General features: G+C 55.5%; 15 protein-coding genes. 5 read left to right on the plus strand and 10 right to left on the minus strand.

What is annotated here, in order from left to right:
* Positions 1 to 127: 127 nt before the first annotated feature.
* Genes NZD89_RS21285 through NZD89_RS21295 form a run of 3 tightly spaced genes read right to left on the minus strand, consistent with a single transcriptional unit; the run spans position 128 to position 4,728 of the window.
* Positions 128 to 3,238 (minus strand): DNA polymerase III subunit alpha, encoded by a 3,111-nt coding sequence (locus NZD89_RS21285; protein ID WP_268004703.1) that lies wholly within the window; start codon positions 3,236 to 3,238, stop codon positions 128 to 130.
* 12 nt (positions 3,239 to 3,250) lie between these two features.
* Positions 3,251 to 3,493, minus strand: a complete 243-nt coding sequence (locus tag NZD89_RS21290) for a DUF6504 family protein (RefSeq protein ID WP_268004704.1) — start codon at positions 3,491 to 3,493, stop codon at positions 3,251 to 3,253.
* Positions 3,490 to 4,728, minus strand: a complete 1,239-nt coding sequence (locus NZD89_RS21295) for a Y-family DNA polymerase (protein WP_268004705.1) — start codon at positions 4,726 to 4,728, stop codon at positions 3,490 to 3,492. The genes NZD89_RS21290 and NZD89_RS21295 overlap by 4 nt, the downstream gene beginning before the upstream one ends.
* A gap of 224 nt (positions 4,729 to 4,952) precedes the next feature.
* Between NZD89_RS21295 and NZD89_RS21300 the strand changes: the two genes are divergently transcribed.
* Positions 4,953 to 5,165, plus strand: a complete 213-nt coding sequence (locus NZD89_RS21300; protein WP_268004706.1) for a hypothetical protein — start codon at positions 4,953 to 4,955, stop codon at positions 5,163 to 5,165.
* Here the strand turns inward: NZD89_RS21300 and NZD89_RS21305 are convergent.
* The 3 genes from NZD89_RS21305 to NZD89_RS21315 all read right to left on the minus strand — a co-directional run bounded on the left by NZD89_RS21305 (position 5,162) and on the right by NZD89_RS21315 (position 9,402).
* Positions 5,162 to 5,902: a hypothetical protein gene (locus tag NZD89_RS21305; RefSeq protein ID WP_268004707.1), complete on the minus strand. Its 741-nt coding sequence runs from the start codon at positions 5,900 to 5,902 to the stop codon at positions 5,162 to 5,164. The genes NZD89_RS21300 and NZD89_RS21305 overlap by 4 nt on opposite strands.
* Complete coding sequence (locus NZD89_RS21310) at positions 5,899 to 9,024, minus strand: DEAD/DEAH box helicase (RefSeq protein WP_268004708.1); 3,126 nt, start codon at positions 9,022 to 9,024, stop codon at positions 5,899 to 5,901. The genes NZD89_RS21305 and NZD89_RS21310 overlap by 4 nt, the downstream gene beginning before the upstream one ends.
* A 168-nt stretch (positions 9,025 to 9,192) precedes the next feature.
* A complete protein-coding gene (locus tag NZD89_RS21315; RefSeq protein WP_268004709.1) occupies positions 9,193 to 9,402 on the minus strand; it encodes a hypothetical protein in 210 nt (69 codons plus the stop codon).
* Positions 9,403 to 9,571: 169 nt separating this feature from the next.
* On the opposite strand from NZD89_RS21315, the gene NZD89_RS21320 reads away from it, so the two are divergent.
* From NZD89_RS21320 to NZD89_RS21330, 3 genes are read left to right on the plus strand one after another with little or no spacing between them, the layout of a single operon-like run.
* The gene (locus NZD89_RS21320) at positions 9,572 to 9,901 is read left to right on the plus strand and encodes a YtrH family sporulation protein (protein WP_268004710.1); all 330 of its coding nucleotides are present in this window, start codon (positions 9,572 to 9,574) and stop codon (positions 9,899 to 9,901) included.
* The gene (locus NZD89_RS21325) at positions 9,898 to 10,365 is read left to right on the plus strand and encodes a hypothetical protein (protein WP_268004711.1); all 468 of its coding nucleotides are present in this window, start codon (positions 9,898 to 9,900) and stop codon (positions 10,363 to 10,365) included. The genes NZD89_RS21320 and NZD89_RS21325 overlap by 4 nt, the downstream gene beginning before the upstream one ends.
* A 24-nt stretch (positions 10,366 to 10,389) precedes the next feature.
* Positions 10,390 to 10,710 (plus strand): DUF1811 family protein, encoded by a 321-nt coding sequence (locus tag NZD89_RS21330; RefSeq protein WP_268004712.1) that lies wholly within the window; start codon positions 10,390 to 10,392, stop codon positions 10,708 to 10,710.
* Between the two features lie 13 nt (positions 10,711 to 10,723).
* On the opposite strand, the gene NZD89_RS21335 is transcribed toward NZD89_RS21330, so the two are convergent.
* Positions 10,724 to 11,833 (minus strand): M24 family metallopeptidase, encoded by a 1,110-nt coding sequence (locus tag NZD89_RS21335; protein ID WP_268004713.1) that lies wholly within the window; start codon positions 11,831 to 11,833, stop codon positions 10,724 to 10,726.
* Between the two features lie 167 nt (positions 11,834 to 12,000).
* Positions 12,001 to 13,134, minus strand: a complete 1,134-nt coding sequence (locus tag NZD89_RS21340) for a YheC/YheD family protein (protein WP_268004714.1) — start codon at positions 13,132 to 13,134, stop codon at positions 12,001 to 12,003.
* A 169-nt stretch (positions 13,135 to 13,303) separates the two neighbouring features.
* Between NZD89_RS21340 and NZD89_RS21345 the strand changes: the two genes are divergently transcribed.
* Positions 13,304 to 14,431 carry a glycosyltransferase family 4 protein gene (locus tag NZD89_RS21345; protein WP_268004715.1) on the plus strand — a complete coding sequence of 376 codons (1,128 nt, stop codon included), beginning with the start codon at positions 13,304 to 13,306 and terminating at the stop codon, positions 14,429 to 14,431.
* A 29-nt stretch (positions 14,432 to 14,460) separates the two neighbouring features.
* Here NZD89_RS21345 and NZD89_RS21350 read toward each other — a convergent pair whose 3' ends face one another.
* Positions 14,461 to 16,095, minus strand: coding sequence for an APC family permease (locus NZD89_RS21350; protein ID WP_268004716.1), 1,635 nt, complete (start codon positions 16,093 to 16,095; stop codon positions 14,461 to 14,463).
* 186 nt (positions 16,096 to 16,281) lie between these two features.
* Entirely contained in the window at positions 16,282 to 17,196 is a 915-nt protein-coding gene (locus NZD89_RS21355) for a proline dehydrogenase family protein (protein ID WP_268004717.1), read from the minus strand.
* Positions 17,197 to 17,300 lie beyond the last annotated feature (104 nt).

Raw genomic sequence — 17,300 nt, forward strand, 5'->3', positions numbered from 1 at the left:
CATATGGATTCCTGAAGAAACAGGTAAAAACCTTTTTACAATACTTTAATTATCCAAAATAACAAATATTATGAAGGAGGCGACGTATTTGGCGCCCGCAAAGGCATCTGACATTCGCCGTTGCCCGTCATCCCCTCGTCAGTGACCAGATATGTTCAACCAGCAATTGCGCACGCGAGCCCCCCCGCCTTTGCACCGTCCCCTGTAATCCCAAGAGTCGGCCATACGGAGTGAACAACACGGCACCTTCGCTATGATATACCGATTCAAACATCGTCGCATCCAACAAATTTGTTTCATCCTCCAGCGTGAAGAACACCACCGTACGACCACTTTTGGTCGGCGGGCGGTGCGGCCGAACGGCCAGCCCCGCGACGAGGACCTGTTGGCCGTCTGGAGCCTCAAGCACTTGCCCTACAGTCATATACCCTTGCTGCGTCAAATCCTCGCGCATCAACTCTAACCAGTGCCCAGAGACACCAACGCCTAGTAAATTGTATTCGTCTACTAGACGGCTCGCAAGCGAGCCCGGGACTCCCTTGTATTCGCCGCTTACCGAAGCGCGGGTGCCTTCGAAAAGCGGTCTATCTCGCTCTTGGCGCTCTGCCATCCAGCCCGGAACGTGCCACAGGAGTAGCTGTCGGTCGACGTGTTCGAGGGCGTCGAACGCCCCGACCCGAATCAGGTGTTCGACCTGCAGCCGATCCGCCCGTTGCACCCGCATGACAAAATCCTCTGTACACGTAAATGGCCCGTTCGCCTCCCGTTCGTCCATCACCGCCTGCGCCACTTCGGCCGACGCCCGTTTGACGAGCTGAAAGCCAAGGCGAATGCTGTGCTCGTCTGGCGTTGTGCACGACCACATACTTTCGTTCACATCGACCGGGAGAATCGATATCCCCCGCCGTCGCACTTCGGCACACACCACGTGGACCGGATAATAACCCATGGGGTACTGATTGAGAATGGACGCATAAAACTGTGCGGGATAGTGCTTGACCAAATATGCCGTCTTGAACGCAGTAGTGGCGAACGCGGCGGCATGTGCCTCACAAAACCCGTAGCTGGCGTAACTTTGAATGTAGGAGAAGATGGTATTGGCCACATCCCGGGTCACCCCATTCTCCGTCGCCTTGGCCAGAAACTTTTGGCCAATCTGCTCCATTTCCGCGTGACTTCGCGCGTGGCTCATCACCCGCCGCAAATCATCCGCCTCCCCAGGCGTGAACGCGGCGATGGCAGTGGCGATTTCAATCACCTGCTCCTGAAAGAGCACCACGCCATACGTCTTGCCGAGAATCGGTTCCAGCTTCGGGTGCAGGTAGGTGATCGGTTCGATGCCGTGGCGGCGGGCAATGAATGGATCGACCATGTTTCCCTGAATCGGCCCGGGTCGAATCAGCGCGACACTCGCCACGATATCCTCGAGCCCCGACGCCTGAAGGCGGGACTGAAGTGCGCGTTGCGCGGGGCTGTCTAGTTGAAATACGCCCATCGTTTCACCGCGGCGAATCATCTCCAGCGTGGCTTCGTCGTCGAGCGGAATGTTGTCGTAATCGATCGCGCGATTTCCCGCGCGACTCAGACGCACGGTATTTTCGATGGCGGACATCGTGCGAAGCGACAGCAGGTCGAGTTTCACCAGTCCGACATCTTCCACGGTTCGTTTATCGAACGGCGTAATCCACTCCCCTTTGGCAGACGGCTGCAAACTGGTGATATTGTACAGTTCATTTCTGCTCACGACCATTCCGCCGACGTGCATGCCGAAATGGCGAGGGAATCCTGCGACATGGCGGGCAATTTGAAACAGCCAGCGCAACTTAGGTCGCTCGCCGGCGTACTCCATGAGCTCAGGGACTTTGTCGAGGAGCGTATCGATTTGGTCGGCGTGAGCAGACCACGGGACGCGCTTTGCCAACGTGTCGAGGAGCTCGTGCGGCAACGCGAGCGCAGCACCGATTTCGCGCACCGCAGAGCGGCCGCGAAACGTTTGGTACGTGGCGACGCGCGCGACTTTGTCGCGACCGTACTTGCGATAGACGTAGGCCATGACCTCGTCGCGCCGGTCACTCGCGAAATCGATGTCGATGTCCGGACGCTCTGCCCGCTCGAGTGACATAAACCGCTCGAACAACAGTCCCCGCGATGCCGCGTCGACATCCGTGATGTAGAGGCAGTAGGCGACCGCGGAATCCGCTGCGGAACCGCGGCCCGCACAACGGATGGATCGACTGCGCGCGAAACGCACGATATCCCAAACCACGAGAAAATAGTCGACATACCCGAGTTGGACGATGATCTCCAATTCGTGCTCGAGTCGTTGTTTGAGCGCTGCATCCACGCGCAAATAGCGGTCGCGAGCGCCGGCATAGACGAGCTCGCGCAAAAAGGACACTCGATCCCCCGCTGCATCCGGCAGCGAAAACTGAGGAAAGTGGGTCTGCGTAAGCGAGAGTGCCACTTCACACCGATTCGCGATGTTCAGGGTCTCTTCCATCACCTGCGGATACATGCCGTAGCGCGCCTGTGCCTCGGCTGCATCGTGCAACCAGGCTTGGCGATTGAGCGGTCGACCTGGATGCGGCGTGTATACATCGCATCCGAGCCCGATACAGCGAAGCACGTCGTGAACGGGAAACAAATGCTTGTCGACGTAGTGCACATTGCTCGTCGCGACAGCACGAATAGACGTCTCTTGTGCCAATGTGTACAGGTCTTTCATCGCGCCGCAGCTTTGTGGATAGCCATCCGCTTGCAACTCGAGATAGAACGCATCGCCAAATCGTTCTTTGTATCGCAGCGCCCACTCCTTGGCGGCAGTGTACGCCTGTCTGCGCAGGTGCCGCCGAATCGGACTATTGCGGCAGCCAGACAGGATGATCAGGCCGTCGCCTAGGCGAAAAAGTGTCTCTTCGTCGATCCGCGGCGCACTCCTGCGCCCCTCCCCATGGTGCGCCAGCGTCAGCAGTTCACATAGATTGCGATACCCGCGCTTTTTCTCCACCAACAGGGTGAGATGCGCCCCGTCCTCAAGCGTGATCTCCGCCCCAGAAATCGGTTTGATCCCGTACACGCCCGCCCACTTGTGAAGCTCTGGCAAACCCGCGATAGTATTGTGATCTGTGAGGGCGAGGGCCGGCATTTGAAACATTCTCGCCTGTGCGACCAAGGATTCAATGCTCGAGGCGCCGTCCAAAAATGAGTACTGCGAATGGCAGTGTAGGTGGATAAACATCGTTCTCCCCGCCTAATCCCAAACTTTGTAGATATACCACGCCTGTCTGGTACACTCGAGTTCGAGCAGTGCGTTGTGGTCGGTCCACACGCGCAACATCTTGCGCTCCCCTTCGCCTTGCCACCAGTCGCCCATCTCCATCCACCGGTCAAGCACTTCGAGAATCGTATGTACTTCGTCGTGATCGACAAAGGCTTCAGGCTCCTCGTCCCGCCACTTGCACACTGCGACAGGCCTGCGCACAATGCGGCTCACAAGCTTCCCCCCCGCTCAATGGCCGCCAAGCGCGCCTCTCGAAACGTCGGCTTAATGCCGATTTGCAGTTTCTTCGGGAATTTGTGCGCCAATTGCACGCGTACGTCCTCCATTCGCGAACGCTCGATTTGCGCCAACGGGTAAAACGCGTCTTCGTACAGCACAAACCCGGCCTGCACGGACTGAAGCGGTCGCAAGTCGGACACGTACACGTCCAGCAGCTCCAGCCGCCGCCCCACCATCTGCAACCGCCCCGCCTCTAGTCCGGCAATCAGTGAAAACGGCTGATACACGGGACTACGCGCTGCGTGTTCATAGCTTCCGCGGCCCGTTTCCGTCCGCCAACTGACCCCGATGCTCATCGCGCCTGCAGACACCCGCTGCAACTCGCCACACAACTGTGCCGCCATCGATTCCATCAGCGATTCGACGACTTCTATCCCCGATTCTTCGCCAATCGGTGCGCGCCAGGAACATCTTTGCTCAATCGCCGGATAGTTGACCTGAATTTTTCCGCCCGGCACCTGTTCCATCGCGCGCCTCCAGAGCCACGCTTCTTTACCAAAGTGCACAGACAAAAGCTCATCAGATATCCCCTTTAAGTCCCGCAGCCGATGCACGCCGAGTTGCAGCAACTGTTCGCGCTGTTTTTCAGGGATGTACCACAACGCTGGAATCGGCATCTGTTCCAACCAACGCGTCTCTATCTCTTCCCCGGTGTCGAGCCATCTCGCCAACCCCGGAGAGACGATGAGCTGCTGTTGACGCACCCGGTAATACAGCGCGCCAGGCACTCGCTCCAGGCGGCTCCAGGCGACGAGTGCCTCTGCCAAAAACGGATTTTCCGCCAGACCCGCCCGAAATCTCTGTTCGGCGTGCAGCACCCGATGGATTTCCAGAAGTACCTGCCGCACTTCCGCAAGCGGCACATCCTCCCCTGGGACCTGCAGAAAAAACGCGTTAGAATCGACCGTACGAAGAAACGGGGACACGTTCCACAACGCGCGATACACCTTGTGCATGGTGTCCGTTGTGCGTTCCGGATGGGAGAAAACGATTAAATTCGGTGTAACGGCCATCGCCGTTCGCAGTGGCCACCCCATTCGGACCCCCGCCCGACCAGCCGAAACCGATACATCCGTCACGACCTGAGAACTGTCCACCGTCACATATGGAGAATTGGCGGGCGCTTCTGTACACACGCCCTCCCCCTGTCCGAATAACGTATATTTCATCTGCAAACACCCCGGAACATATGTTCTTGTATCATTATATGCACGCGGACACGTCGATACAAACATATGTTCGGTTTTCAGGGTGGTAAAGTTAACCTGCGAAATAGGGCAGAAATGGCGTGGAGGATTTGCAAAATATTTGTCTATCAACAAAACTCGCTGAAACATTTTGTGGGGATTTGTCGTCTATATCAGTGAACGACAAAACAAAGGGCGGGATTCACGTGGCAATTGGATTTATCATCACTGTCATGTTACTAGCTTTGGTGCTCGGACTATTGGCAAAGCAGGCACTCTCGACAGACCAAAGGGCTTTTCCGCACCCTCCCGCAGAGCCAGCCCTGCATTTTGCGATGCAAAGAACGGCGGTGTCGGAACCGACGAACGCGTGCGATTCCGAACATGCCGCTTCAGCGGACGAGTTCCACGCCGGTTAATGGCTGTCTCCCGGTGTTTGGAAAATAAACTGCGGGATGAGACGGCCGTTTGGCGTAACGGCTTCGACATGTGCGATGAGATTCCGCAGATCTCGTTTGTTTGATTGACTCGCCTCGTCGAGCCTCTGTGCCGACATTTGTGCAGCCGGTGTAGGCGCTGTTTCCTGCTCCCTTGTCCGGCGCTCCGCCGCAAACGAGACAGCACCCTCCCGGTGCGCCTCGTCGAGCAGCGCATCCACGGACAAACCGACAAAGCGAAACACGTGTAACGGCTCGGCATCCGCCGTCGCCAAGAGGTGAAACAGAAGTGCGAGCACGTGTGCACAGACCGGTTGCCAATCGTTGCACGTACATTTTGTCTCCCGCTCCATCTTCCCCCACGTCGTCTCATCCGGAAAGAGATTTAACTGGTTATCCGTGACGAATTTGATGAAGTCCGGCTCCCACTCCCCGGCAAAGTGCGCAGCGAGCCAATCCGGGCGGCGAGCCAGCCACTTGGCGACATCTCGACTGTGTCCTGTGTAATCGGCCAACCACGGCATAAACACATGAAATGCCCCGCGCTCGGGGCCCGCTGTTTTCACGGTGGCGACAATGCCGCCATCATGTGTGCGCACATCCGACACAGCGCCCCCTCTCGCATCCTGTTTACCTTTGCGAACGCGGGATTTGTCCGCCTCTTTGAGGACAACTTTCCAAGCGCCTTCGACGACAGGCGTACGCGCTTTAGACTTCACGCCTCTTCCTCCTCCCAAATGTTCTGTTCGCTGAGTGTAAACAACTCGCGCAGTGCATCATCATCGAGTTCTGTCACCCACTCATTGGTTCCACCGACAATCGCTTGGGACAACTCGCGCTTGGTCGTGATCAGATCATCAATGCGCTCTTCGAGGGTACCGGTACAAATCATCTTGTGCACCTGGACATCCTTGGTCTGCCCAATTCGATACGCGCGGTCAGTCGCCTGGTCTTCAACAGCCGGATTCCACCACCTGTCAAAGTGAAAGACGTGGTTGGCCCGCGTCAAGTTGATGCCGACGCCTCCGGCACGAAGCGACAAGACGAGGATTGGCGAAGGGTCTTTCCCCTTTTGAAAATCGTCGACGATTTGACCGCGGGTCGAAGCGGACAGGCCGCCATGTAAAAACTTCGGACGCACCGACAGCTGTTCCTCGATGGTATCGCACAAGATCTCGCCCATATCGCGAAATTGCGTAAAGACGAGCGCACATTCTCCTTCATCCAACACCGTTTGCAGCAATTCGATGAGTTGGCGGAGCTTGCCGGATCGATTGACGGACGCGACTCCACCAGAGATGAGACACGGGTGATCACAAATCTGTTTGAGGCGGACCAACGTCGCAAGAATTTGTCCCCGCCTCGACATGCCCCCCCCCTGCAGAGGCGTGATGTCTGTGAACAGCTGGTCGACCATGGCCTGGTACATCGCCGCCTGCTCCCCCGTGAGTAGTGCACGCTCGCTGACTTCCCACTTATCCGGCAGTTCCGTTTGAATTTCGGGGTCGGATTTCCGCCTGCGAAGCAGGACCGGACGAAGCAGGACCTGCAACTTCGTCGCTGTGTCACCGGTTGGATTGCGCAACGTCCCGTCGATGAGTGTCTTGCGGAACCACGACGGTGAGCCGAGGTAACCTGGATTTAAGAAATCCATCAATGCCCACAATTCTTCCAACCGATTTTCAATCGGCGTACCTGTGAGTGCAATCCGGTGTTCCGCTTGGATCAACCGTATTGCCTGCGCCTGCTTCGTGTCGGCGTTCTTGATGTTTTGCGCCTCGTCCACAACCACCGCGTCAAATTGCAACTCCTGCAACAGCTCGATATCGCGAACGAGCGTAGCGTACGTGGTCATCACGATATGGACCGGTTTGTCAGGTGACACGTGCGCTGCCAAGTCTCGGTCACTGCCGTGATGTACGTACACCGACAGATTCGGCGCGAACTTCGCCAGTTCGGCACGCCAGTTTGGCAAGAGCGACGTCGGGCAGACGAGCAAATGGACGCCCTTTTTCAATCCCCTCTCTTCCAGTTCCAAAAGATACGCGAGCACCTGAACCGTCTTCCCGAGGCCCATATCATCCGCCAAACAAGCGCCGCAGCCAATGGATCGCAAATGCATGAGCCACGAGAAACCGAATTGCTGATAATGCCGCAATTGCCCGCGAAACGCCTCGGGCGTGTCGCACAGCGTGGGATTCGACGCGTGCGTCAAGACCGAAATGACGTGCTCAATCGGCATGGCCTCTTCCTGATACTCAACTTGTACGGGGACTTCGGCCGTGTCCGAGGACATCAATATCGCCCGTGACAAATCCAACACGCGCGTGGCGAGCGGCTTTCCGACGCCACCGAGCTCCTCGACCTGCCGCAGGATCTCATCCACCGGAATGAGCCGCCACGAACCCTCGACTTGCACAAACGGCGTTTGATTGGCGACCAATTTCGCAAACGCCTCGCGCGAGATTTCCTCGTCGTCGATCACGATGGACCAATCAAAATCCACCAGCCGATTCGCATCAAACCACTGCTGCGAAGATCCGCCGGCGCGCTTGGCCTCCGACTTGGGCCGTTTCACGCGTACGCGAATCCGCACGCGCGACCCGTTTTCCCGCAGTACGTTCGGCGCATCAATAGAAAATCCCAATGCCCGAAGGCGCGGTACAGATTCCGTGAGAAACGTATAGACGTCATCCGCTGCAATCTCGCACGCGCTCGGTGCTGGCAGCGCAAAGGACTGCTTGATCTCACGGCTCACCGCCGCCGCCTGTCGAAGCGCCGGCAGCATCCAGACGTCCGGTTGCACGAGCGTATCCTCGCCGATCACCCAAACGCGCTCTTCTTGTCGCCACCAATCTTCCAGCGGCTTCGACCAACCTAATAACCGGTGTTTGACCTGATAAACCAACTCCCAATTTGCGGAAGGCGAATCGGCAAGTGGTGGGACGAGTTGAAAGGACAGCGTATAAAAGTTTTTCCCGGAGTTATCGTCCAGGTTCGAGGCCTTCCAACCGGACGTCTGCAGCGCCTGACGCATCGCCCGTGCGACGAGCCAGCCGTCTCCCGGGAACGTTTGCCCTGTCGCACCCTTGAGCGATGCCCGCCACGCTTCAAACACATCCGCTTCGCCCCGGTACATCACTCTGTACGATTGCCCCGAAGATGCAGTCGAATCGATGACGTCAAACAGTTGTTCGCGAACGATGGCGTCGACACATACCATGATCCACCAGTCGATGGCGGCTTGCTCACTCGAATCCGTCACCTGCGGCTGGCCGTTTTGGAAACCCGATAAAATCGACAACCGGACACTGCAAAACTCTAGAAGCGACCAAGCTGGCAACCACATGCCGACGAACGTGCCATTGCCGGACCCCCACTGAGGCATCACGTCGTCCGTAGATGAAGCGGCATCCCGTAAAACGCTTAGACAATGAGCCACCGTGAACGCAGTCACAAAGGCACCTGCTAAGATGTCCCGCGCGCGAACGATTTCACGCGCAAGACTAAGGCCCGCAATGGCTTGTTGGAGCGTTCTACCACTTGCTGACGAAGGAGCACGCGTAAGGATGAATTCGTCCATCTCGCGCAAGTTCGTCAACAACTGGATGAGTCCCGCGGCGTTTAGGCACAGTTTGCGTGCGCCCACATCAAACGTGGGAATAATCCCGTTTTGAACCAATTGTTCTGCCACTGCCAGTAGATGCTCTTCATCTGAACGCGCCAACGCTTCCGACCATGAGAACACAGCTTGATCTTCTCCATCGGCAGTTTCTCTCACCAGGAAGTGAAGGCCGAAGGGTAACGCTCTCTGGTTGTCGTCCATGTCCTCACCGCTCATTCCTATCAAGGTTCCTCTGATTGTGTCCGGCAGTCGTGACGAAAAAATGACTGTTCATTCATCTTATCATTACGCGCAAAGGAACGTAAAACGCGAACTTCGTCATTTCCCGCCAAAACGTGAAATAGGCAGAGAGCGCGGTGGCTCCCTGCCCACGTACAGAAATCGCTACAGCCTGTACGGCTCGCCCTCAAGGTCATCAGGGTTGTCGTTTGCTGCGAGTGTGCGAAGGTCTCCAGCGATCGCTTGTGCCCCGCCCGTCGCAGCACAATCTCCACCTTCGAAACAAAAATCATCGGGGGATTTTTCTTCGACGATCGTCCGACCGGCTTCATCGACCATGCTTCCACGCTCGTGATGCTTTTCTGGTTCTGACACCGGCATCATCCTCGCTTTCGCACTCGAGATTTTGTACGCGAATCGGCAGATTGCCGACCGTTCCTAGTCTCTTCGACCTTCGACTGAATATGCGGCGTGTGATTGTTTCGCATATGAAGCCGTTTCATCCCGTATGTTTGAATAGACGAGCATTGCGGAGGGGACTGGCATGTTTTCAGGGGTAATTGGAAATTGCATCCTGGACTTTTTCGTATCGATGGGCATGGTGATAGGCGGGTCCCTGCTCGGTGGGCTGTCCGCCATCATCACCCACCACAATCCATTTTCCACGATGAACTCACTGTCTGACGACCTAAAAATTTGGGCCCTAGCAGCGGCACTCGGCGGTACGATGGATACTTTGCGCGTCATCCACCGCGGTGTGTTCGACTTCTCCTTCATGCCCATGGCCCGAACGTTTGTATATCTGGTCGCAGCTTTTATCGGATGCCAGGTCGGGTACGTCATCATCCAGTGGATCATCGGAGGTGAAAAATGATGATCCGGCCAGGACTTAAGCAGATCATCGGGGCGCTCGTGCTCGGTATGCTCATCGGTGGGACAGGCATCACGTTCTACGCCGGACATGACTTGAAGACCATGCACGAGAACCTCGTCCTGCAACAGCAGGAAAACGAGGCGCTCGAACGAGAAAATACACTGCTCTCCGAACAGGTGGAAAATCCAAATGCAGAAGCCACCCTGAGTACAATTCACGTCGACTGCAACGTGCCAAACGATGTGCCCGTCCAAACCGCGATCAAGGCTCGCGTGCAAAAGAGCCTCGCATTTCTGCAAGGTAAATCGCTTAAAATCCTATTAGACCATCCCGACCTTCCCAACCGCATTCTCGATCCCCAATCAGTCATGGTTGCCAACCGCAAGTTTCGGCTCCGCGTCACACTTGTTATAATTACAAGCGATGAATTATATCTGCGCGTCAATGGACAATTGCAACAATGACGGTTTGGGGAAGAGGGCTTAGAAGTGCTGTACAGCGACATGACAAAAGAACAGTTGCAAGCCGAGATGAAAGAACTGCAGCAAAAGGGGCAACGCGCTTTCGACGAGGAAAATTGGACCGAATACGAGGTTTACATGACGAAATGGTATCTAGCCAAGAGCTACGAGATCCTTCCTTCTGCCCATATTGAAATCGGCCGCACCTACCGCATCGCGGAAGAATACGACCGACTGACTGTCACCGGCCTCGAAGGCGTCATGGCTTGGGGCATCCGTCAATCTTCAGGAGAGACAACGGCTATCCCAATCGCGCGTCTCGACGAGTACGACGACGATTTTGAGTAGAGGACCACACCGCTTAGATGCGAACGGTAACGGCGTCGATGACCTTTGGGGCATTGTTCAAAGTCGTCGCGCCAAGTTCCGTGATCACAATCAAGTCCTCTATTCGCACACCGAACTTACCAGGCAAGTAAATCCCCGGCTCAATACTCATCACCATCCCAGGCTCGAGTACCTGCTCATTACCCGAAATCACATAAGGTGCTTCATGGATATCCAATCCCACACCGTGACCGGTGCGATGTGTGAAATACTTTCCGTAGCCGCCACGCACAATCACGTCGCGGACCACATCGTCCACTTCGCCGAGGGTGACACCCGGTTTGGCCGCCGCGATTCCCGCCAGATTCGCTTCGAGGACGAGATTGTACACCTCGCGAATCGCTTCAGACGGCTCCCCTAAAATATAGGTCCTTGTGATATCGCTGCAATAATGTTCATAGATCCCGCCGGTATCCACAATCAGCGTAGTGCCCGCCACGAGTAAGGAATCATCCGGTTCGTGATGCGGTTCAGCACCATTTTGGCCAATCCCGATAATCGCCGGAAACGACTCGCCGTGCGCACCAACGGACTGCCACAACTCGGACACCTTTCGCGAAACCTCTAACTCCGTGAGGCCACTTTTCAAATGTTCACGAAGTTGCTGCACGACCTGATCCGCCTGCCAAGACGCGTGCGAAAGCGACTTTAACTCGTCCACATCTTTGCGCACGCGCGCGCGCTCGATGAACGGGTCACCACTGACCGTGCGTACTCCTTCTGGCAACGTCGCCTGCAGGCCGATCACGTGTCGCGCCTGCCACGTGCCATCGATGGCGACCGTACCACTTTGTCGCCCGATGCGCTTGGCAAAGAGCGGATAAGCAGATTCGCCATCTTTCCAGAACTCGATTTGTACACCGGCTTTTTCGAACGGGAGTTGGAACATTTCATGCGCAACAATGGCGGACTCGCCGTCTGGCAAGACAATTAGCCCTGCTGCCCGCTCTCCCGTCTCCACCCAACTACCTGTAAAATAATAGAAACATGCCGGGTGTGTGAGAACGACCGCATCCACACCATTGTTATGCAAGTCCTGTGCAAGTCGCATGCGACGTGCTTCGTACACGCTATGCGTCGTCATAATTAGCCTCCTCTGTGGCGCTACCCTCGCTAACACGTCCATTATAGCGCAACGTCGTCGGTGCACGTGGGTTGGCCACTAGCCACGCGGAGGCTGTGTGTCTGGTTGCAAGGCCAGATCAGGCGTCTTCAGTCGCCACAACCGGGGAGGCCGAGTCCCCGCTCCCCTCAGTTCTTTGCCCGCTCCTGTAAATACCGAGCAAATTTGGCCACCTGTCGCATGGTTTCCTCTATCTCAGGGTCTGTGAGAATATCTCTGCCTGGGCGACTGTTACAATCGTACACGTACGTTCGACCGTCGACGGCGCTCACCCCGACGTCTATCCCCAATAACCCAACGAGTGGATATTCCCGGGAAATCTTTTGTGCAGCCTGAGTTGCACAATTTACGATCCGATCCAGATCGCGCTTTGTGAGTCCAACTTCCGTTAGCGCCTGCACGGTGGACTCTTCCAGTGCAGTCAGTGACCGAATCGATCCACCCGCGTGAAAATTTGTCAGCGTATTTCCCGGCCGGGCATAGCGAGACGTGATGGCCGTGACGCTCCACACCCCTTCCGTTCCCCGCGCCAACGTAACGCGGAAATCCACCCGCCTTCCGTCCGCCGTCTGAATCAAATCGACATCTTCCTGGAGTAGATATTCTCGTCGTCGCAGGGCCTTTTGCACTTGTTTGAGGAGTTCGCGTTCGCTCCACTGCGCCGATACATCCGCATCGAAGAAGCGTGCGCCGCGCACTCTGTACTGTTCTCGTCCCAGCGGGGCGATAAACAGCATGTTTCGCCCGCCGGATCCATAGACGGGTTTTAACCACATCGCGCCATTGGTGCGGTGCAGCAGATGTTTTACTTGCTTCACGTCGACGTGCAAATGGGACACAGGCACGACAATGTGCAGAGGCTCGGACGACCTGTCATCGACACGTGCCGTATCGACGAGAAGTCGGTGCAACTCATCCTTGGGTGGGAGTTTCGGGTTGAATACCAGACATCCGGATCTTCTGGCACTAGCTAGCGCCCGGTGATACGCCTTCCGCTGCATCTTGAGATCAGACAAGTACATGGCGTCGTACAAAATTCTATTTTCGAGCGAGCAGAGCTTTGGGTTCCAATTGGCGCCTTGTGCCTCGTTCAGCGTCCAGCCCTTACATTTTCCAGTTCGCGCATCCACGTTCTCCGGTGTCGTGAGGACCATGTCCACCCCTGCATCCCGGCACGCGCGATACAGGTGGCGAAACGTCAGGTCACGCCGACGCAATCGATGATAAGCGGCTGGACCTCGTCCAGTGAGCACAAAGAACACAGAGATTCCCCCATCCCCGGATGGTACGACCTATACAGTTAAAGAGACGTCTAGGCAGTATAGAGGCTTTAAAGTCCAGCCCCCTTCTGCGACCATTGTATGCTTTGCCGTGTCTGTTTGATCGTGGGCTCATATGCTATAGGGCGGGTGTGATTGGGGAGGGTTTGACATGCACGTCATGATTGTCGCACCAGAAGACTTACCGATTCCCCCACAGCGTGGAGGCAGTGTACAGATTTACGTATCACATCTCTGTGAGGCATTATCACGGAGTGAGGACGTTCAGGTGACCCTCGTGAGTCCTGGCGTGAAATCTACGTTCTCGAATGAGGCGCTAGATTACAGCCATTTCATCGTGGAGCGCACCTCTCCGGATCAATACTGGAGAGGAGTGAGGAAACTCATCGACAGCCTCCACCCACAGATCATTCAGGTCGAAAACCGGCCGAAACAGGCTCTTCGACTTCTACGGCGGTTTCCTGCGAAAGCGATGTTACTCAATCTCCACTCGACGACCTTTCTTGGGCCAAAACATATTACATCCGCAGACGCTCGGCGCGTGCTCACGTCTGTCCGTGCGGTGGTGTGTAATAGTCACGACCTAGCAAAAACCGTACGCGAACGCATCGGGTTATCCGACAGGTGGCATCCGTCTGTCATTTACCCAGGTGTGACACAGCCCTGCCGAACACCAGGTGGCACTGAACTCGGCAAGGCAACTCACGACCCACTTCGCCTGCTCTTCGTCGGCCGCGTCATCCACCAAAAAGGGGTGCATATCGCGATTGACGCGTTGAAGGTCCTAGAGCGACAGATGCCGATTGAACTGACGGTTGTAGGGAGAACCCCGCCGTGGGAACGCGCATACCGAAGGCAGATCGTGCGGTCCGCTGCGAACGCGAACGTGACATTTACTGGATTTGTCGCCCCGAATCAACTACAAGACGTCTATGCATCACACGACATCCTGGTCTGTCCTTCGCAAAAGCACGAAGCGTTCGGTCTCGTCACCATCGAAGCGATGATGAATGGACTACCTGTGGTCGCCAGCCACATCGGCGGTATCCCCGAGGCGGTCGGTACAGAGGGTGGGCGATTGGTGAAAAACTTCCACAATCCTTCTGCATTCGCCAGGGCCATTCGCTCGTTACAAGATAGACAGACCTATCAGCAATACAGCGATTCCGCGTTGAAGCAGGCGGGAAAGTTTACTTGGACTACCTCCGCCGCACGGTTCATCGAGCTGTACCAAAAAGCGGTCAATTCTGCGCAAGAAAAAAAGCATACCGACCTGTAAGCCGGTATGCTTTGGGGATACGCGATACGTCAAGCCTGAATCGAACCCCCGTTCGACGCGGCGTATCCGGCGTCTGATACCTCTTCCGCCTCGGCCTCGTCGACGATGCGTGGAACGCGAAGCGCACTCGCAACACCCCAGTAATAAAACACCAGCGCGCCGACGCCCACGATAATGGTATCCCAAGGATTCGCGATCACGATGTGATAGACAGCTGTGTTAGTAAAACTGCCGAGTACGGACATCACACCGACAAACAGATAATAGACAATCAGCCAGATACCTGACTTCCACTCGTTCTTCATCCGCTGACGCGACGCGGCATCCTTATCCATAAACGCAAAGTAGAGAATCAAGGAAGCCAACGTAAACCCGATGAGCAACGAGTCCGTTTGCCAACCAGCCCAATAGATGATCCAGGTTGCGCAGACAAACGCTGCAGGGGCGAGAATATGCAACCCCTTTAACTTATAGGGGCGGTGCAGCTCCGGTGCGTAGCGGCGAAGCGCAGCGACGCCGACTGGCCCGATCATATACGTCATGACGGTTGCAGACGTGACCGCGTTGACCAAGCCACTCCACATGCTGAATCGGAAAGGCAACGTCCAGACGATAGACAGGATCAACGTGAGCCAGAGTGCGCCCCGCGGTAGACCAGTACGTTTGTCAATCTTGCCGATAACAGAGTAGAAATACCCGTTTCGAGCCCAAGCGAACAACGTACGAGCCGTCCCCGCCAAGTAGATATTGCCTGTGCCAGACGGAGAGAGAATCGCGTCAGCGAAGATAATGACGGCCATCCAACCAAGTCCGAGGGTCTCCAACAAGTTTGCAAATGGAGACTTGAAGGTGACTCCTTGCCAGCCGTTGGCAATCAAGTTGTGTGGTACAGCTCCGATGAATACGAGTTGCAACATGACGTAAATCAACGTGGAGAGGAGGACCGCAAACACGATGGCGCGAGGGATATCCCGCTGTGGGTTGCGCGCCTCTGCGCCGAAGTCAACCGCCTGGCGAAATCCTAGGAACGAGAAGACGAGACCACCGGTCGTCAGCGCCTGCATGGCGCCGTGAATTCCACCAGGGCTCGCAGTCGTAACCGCAAAATTGCTCGGATGGAAATGAAACAACAATACGAGAATGGTCAAGAGCGGCACGATAAACTTGAGCGCCGTGACGATGGTATTGATTTTTCCGAAAACTCGGACGCTCCAATAGTTGATTAAGAAAAACAAAACTAAAAGTGCGATTTGGAATAAATCTCCGACAAACGTGACGTTCGTCGCGGTGCCTTTGATGATTTCAAGGCCCGGAATGTAGCTTGACGCGTAGCTGCGAACCGCTTCCGCCTCGACACCTGCGACGCTGGAATACGCCATCATCGACGCAAATCCAATCAAGTAACCGACGAGAGAACCGTGTGTGTAGTCCGGGTAGCGGACAAAACCGCCCGCGCGCGGAATCGCCGCGGCCATCTCGCCGTACACTAGACCGATGAGCATGACGGCGAATGCGCCAAACAGCCAGGGTATCCAAGCGATGCTCCCTGCCATCGTCGCAGCCGTCTGCGATGCAAACAGCCAGCCGGAGCCGACCATTGAACCGACACCTAACAGCGTGAGGTCCAATAGACTTAGTTTTCTACGAAATTTACCCTGCTCCATAAGTTCTCCCCTTCCTTACCCCTAAAAACAAGAAATTGATAAAATAGTATGACTTTCTTATCAAGATTATAGCACCTATTACTAATTAGTCAAATAATTCAGAGCTTGTACCCGTAAGAAAAAAGCACCCACTTTAATAGTAGGTGCTAAAAATATTGCCACTCTGAACAGGAGTCGATGGTCTACTCAGTGAAGGACGCCCTTTAAAACAAACTGCACGTTTGCCGGTCGTTCAGCTAGACGGCGCATAAAGTACCCGTACCAATCGTCGCCGTATGGTACGTAGATGCGCACCGAATACCCTTCCTTCGCAAGTGACTGTTGGAGGTCCGTGCGGATGCCATAGAGCATTTGGAACTCGTACTGATGCTTCCCGATGTTCTTCTCTGCGATGGCGCGCTTGGCGTAATTGATGATGTTTTCGTCATGCGTCGCGATGGACGTGAGACCAGAACTCGGCAAGTGCACGTCCAACATCTTCAAGTAACTCGCGTCGACATCTTTCTTATCGGGATACGCTACCGATTCAGGTTCCTTATAGGCCCCTTTGACGAGTCGGATACTCGCACCCATTTCGGTCAAGGCCTCGACATCTGCGAGGCTTCTGTACAAGTAGGACTGAATCACCGTCTGTACCTTCTCATACGAAGCAGCCAGTTCACGGAAGATATCGAGGGTGACTTGGCAACGCGCAAAATCCTCCATATCGATATTGACCCAGAGGTCGTGACTGCTCGCGCGATTAAGAATCATGCGCATGTTCTCAAGGCACAGGTCCTTGCTGATATCCAAACCAATCTGCGTCAGCTTCAAGCTCAAGGAGGAATCTGCCCCTGCCGCGTGGATGGCATCTAGCGTCTTCACGCAGTAGTCGGCAGAAGCGCGAGCTTCCGATTCGTCGGCGACGAATTCACCGAGGTGATCGAGTGTCACTGCAATGCCGGATCGATTCAACTGACGAACGGTTTCGATAGCAGCCTCTATCGTTTCACCTGCGACGAATCTGTTCGCCCCAAACCGCAATCCATATCTTTTGGCCCAACTGTTCATAGCTTTGTTTTGTGCCAATTGCAAGAAGAAAGAACGAAGCGCTTCCTCCATGCCCATCCCTCCCAAATTCGCTTCCAACCTGTGGTTCGTGACTCTCTTGCAAGCGACCACCTGACAAAACGGGGGGCGCCTTTCGTATTCGACCTATGGATTAT

This window comes from Alicyclobacillus fastidiosus (assembly GCF_026651875.1).
Taxonomy (GTDB): Bacteria; Bacillota; Bacilli; order Alicyclobacillales; family Alicyclobacillaceae; genus Alicyclobacillus; species Alicyclobacillus fastidiosus.

Coding starts and splice junctions, on each gene's coding strand:
- NZD89_RS21285 (WP_268004703.1), bottom strand. CDS start 3,238: ATGTTTATCCACCTACACTGCCATTCGCAGTACTCATTTTTGGACGGC.
- NZD89_RS21295 (WP_268004705.1), bottom strand. CDS start 4,728: ATGAAATATACGTTATTCGGACAGGGGGAGGGCGTGTGTACAGAAGCG.
- NZD89_RS21310 (WP_268004708.1), bottom strand. CDS start 9,024: ATGAGCGGTGAGGACATGGACGACAACCAGAGAGCGTTACCCTTCGGC.
- NZD89_RS21320 (WP_268004710.1), top strand. CDS start 9,572: ATGTTTTCAGGGGTAATTGGAAATTGCATCCTGGACTTTTTCGTATCG.
- NZD89_RS21325 (WP_268004711.1), top strand. CDS start 9,898: ATGATGATCCGGCCAGGACTTAAGCAGATCATCGGGGCGCTCGTGCTC.
- NZD89_RS21335 (WP_268004713.1), bottom strand. CDS start 11,833: ATGACGACGCATAGCGTGTACGAAGCACGTCGCATGCGACTTGCACAG.
- NZD89_RS21345 (WP_268004715.1), top strand. CDS start 13,304: ATGCACGTCATGATTGTCGCACCAGAAGACTTACCGATTCCCCCACAG.
- NZD89_RS21350 (WP_268004716.1), bottom strand. CDS start 16,095: ATGGAGCAGGGTAAATTTCGTAGAAAACTAAGTCTATTGGACCTCACG.
- NZD89_RS21355 (WP_268004717.1), bottom strand. CDS start 17,196: ATGGAGGAAGCGCTTCGTTCTTTCTTCTTGCAATTGGCACAAAACAAA.